General features: G+C 54.6%; 1 rRNA gene. It reads left to right on the top strand.

Annotated features, from left to right (window positions below):
• Nucleotides 1–86: 86 nt before the first annotated feature.
• Nucleotides 87–2,975 (top strand): 23S ribosomal RNA (locus DOM66_RS19340).
• Nucleotides 2,976–2,996: the final 21 nt, after the last annotated feature.

Raw genomic sequence — 2,996 nt, 5'->3', positions numbered from 1 at the left:
AATGGAGAAGAACGAAAAGTGATACGTCTCAAGCGTATCCGGCAATTGTCGTTGTGATCGCGCGACCAGACTCCTTCGGGTTATATGGTCAAGCGATTAAGCGCACACGGTGGATGCCTAGGCAGCCAGAGGCGATGAAGGACGTTGTAGCCTGCGATAAGGCTCGGTGAGGTGGCAAACAACCTGCGACCCGGGCATGTCCGAATGGGGAAACCCACCCAGCATAAGCTGGGTATCCCACACTGAATCCATAGGTGTTGGGAAGCGAACCGGGGGAACTGAAACATCTAAGTACCCCGAGGAAAAGAAATCAACCGAGATTCCCCCAGTAGCGGCGAGCGAACGGGGAGTAGCCCTTAAGCATGTGACTGGTTAGACGAACGGTCTGGAAAGGCCGGCCATAGTGGGTGATAGCCCCGTAGTCGAAAACCTGAATATGTGAAATCGAGTAGGTCGGGGCACGTGAAACCTTGACTGAACATGGGGGGACCATCCTCCAAGGCTAAATACTCCTGGCTGACCGATAGTGAACCAGTACCGTGAGGGAAAGGCGAAAAGAACCCCGGAGAGGGGAGTGAAATAGATCCTGAAACCGTGTGCGTACAAGCAGTGGGAGCCGACTTGTTCGGTGACCGCGTACCTTTTGTATAATGGGTCAGCGACTTATATTCAGTGGCGAGCTTAACCGTATAGGGGAGGCGTAGAGAAATCGAGTCTTAACTGGGCGACCAGTCGCTGGATATAGACCCGAAACCGGGCGATCTATCCATGGCCAGGGTGAAGGTCAGGTAACACTGACTGGAGGCCCGAACTCAAGTATGTTGAAAAATGCTGAGATGAGCTGTGGATCGGAGTGAAAGGCTAATCAAGCTCGGAGATAGCTGGTTCTCCTCGAAAGCTATTTAGGTAGCGCCTCACGTATTACCGCCGGGGGTAGAGCACTGTTTCGGCTAGGGGCCCATCCCGGGTTACCAACCCGAGGCAAACTCCGAATACCGGTGAGTAGAGCGTGGGAGACACACGGCGGGTGCTAACGTCCGTCGTGAAAAGGGAAACAACCCAGACCGTCAGCTAAGGCCCCCAAATTCTGGTTAAGTGGGAAACGATGTGGGAAGGCATAGACAGCTAGGAGGTTGGCTTAGAAGCAGCCATCCTTTAAAGAAAGCGTAATAGCTCACTAGTCGAGTCGGCCTGCGCGGAAGATGTAACGGGGCTCAAACCAGATGCCGAAGCTACGGGTTCATCCTCTGGATGAGCGGTAGAGGAGCGTCGTGTAAGCCTGCGAAGGTGTGTTGAGAAGCATGCTGGAGGTATCACGAGTGCGAATGCTGACATGAGTAACGACAAGGGGAGTGAAAACCTCCCCCGCCGGAAGACCAAGGGTTTCTGTTCTACGTCAATCGGAGCAGAGTGAGTCGGCCCCTAAGGCGAGGCTGAAAAGCGTAGTCGATGGGAAACGGGTCAATATTCCCGTACCGGATGTGATTGCGATGGGGGGACGAAGAAGGCTAGGTGAGCCAGGCGTTGGTTGTCCTGGTGAAAGTCAGTAGGCTGAGAGCTTAGGCAAATCCGGGCTCTCAAGGCCGAGAGACGAGACGAACGGACTACGGTCCGGAAGTCATCGATGCCACGCTTCCAGGAAAAGCCTCTAAGCTTCAGATCACATGCGACCGTACCCCAAACCGACACAGGTGGTCAGGGTGAGAATCCCAAGGCGCTTGAGAGAACTCGGGTGAAGGAACTAGGCAAAATGGCACCGTAACTTCGGGAGAAGGTGCGCCGGCGTAGCGTGAAGAGACTTGCTCTCCTAGCGTGAACCGGTCGAAGATACCAGGTGGCTGCAACTGTTTATTAAAAACACAGCACTCTGCTAACGCGTAAGCGGACGTATAGGGTGTGACGCCTGCCCGGTGCCGGAAGGTTAATTGATGGTGTTAGCGCAAGCGAAGCTCCTGATCGAAGCCCCGGTAAACGGCGGCCGTAACTATAACGGTCCTAAGGTAGCGAAATTCCTTGTCGGGTAAGTTCCGACCTGCACGAATGGCGTAATGATGGCCACGCTGTCTCCACCCGAGACTCAGTGAAATTGAAATCGCAGTGAAGATGCTGTGTACCCGCGGCTAGACGGAAAGACCCCGTGAACCTTTACTATAGCTTCACACTGGACGCTGATGTTGCTTGTGTAGGATAGCTGGGAGGCTTGGAAACCGTGACGCCAGTTGCGGTGGAGCCAACCTTGAAATACCAGCCTGGCATCATTGGCGTTCTAACTTCGCACCGTGATCCGGTGTAAGGACAGTGTGTGGTGGGTAGTTTGACTGGGGCGGTCTCCTCCGAAAGAGTAACGGAGGAGCACGAAGGTACCCTCAGCACGGTTGGAAATCGTGCATTGAGTGCAAGAGCATAAGGGTGCTTAACTGCGAGACAGACACGTCGAGCAGGTACGAAAGTAGGTTCTAGTGATCCGGTGGTTCTGTATGGAAGGGCCATCGCTCAACGGATAAAAGGTACTCCGGGGATAACAGGCTGATACCGCCCAAGAGTTCACATCGACGGCGGTGTTTGGCACCTCGATGTCGGCTCATCACATCCTGGGGCTGAAGTCGGTCCCAAGGGTATGGCTGTTCGCCATTTAAAGTGGTACGCGAGCTGGGTTTAGAACGTCGTGAGACAGTTCGGTCCCTATCTGCCGTGGGCGTTGGAGATTTGAGAAGCGCTGCTCCTAGTACGAGAGGACCGGAGTGGACGCACCTCTGGTGTTCCGGTTGTCACGCCAGTGGCATTGCCGGGTAGCTATGTGCGGACGGGATAACCGCTGAAGGCATCTAAGCGGGAAGCCCCCTTCAAGATGAGATCTCCCTGAGACTTCGAGTCTCCTAAAGGGTCCAGCAAGACGAGCTGGTTGATAGGCACGGTGTGGAAGCGCTGCAAGGCGTTGAGCTAACGTGTACTAATGCCCCGTGAGGCTTGACCATATAACCCCAAGGGGTCTGGGT

The sequence above is a fragment of the Salinicola endophyticus genome (assembly GCF_003206575.1).
Lineage (GTDB): Bacteria > Pseudomonadota > Gammaproteobacteria > Pseudomonadales > Halomonadaceae > Salinicola > Salinicola endophyticus.
The sequence above is the reverse complement of the archived record's forward strand: the minus strand, read 5'-3'. Positions and strand labels throughout refer to the sequence as shown.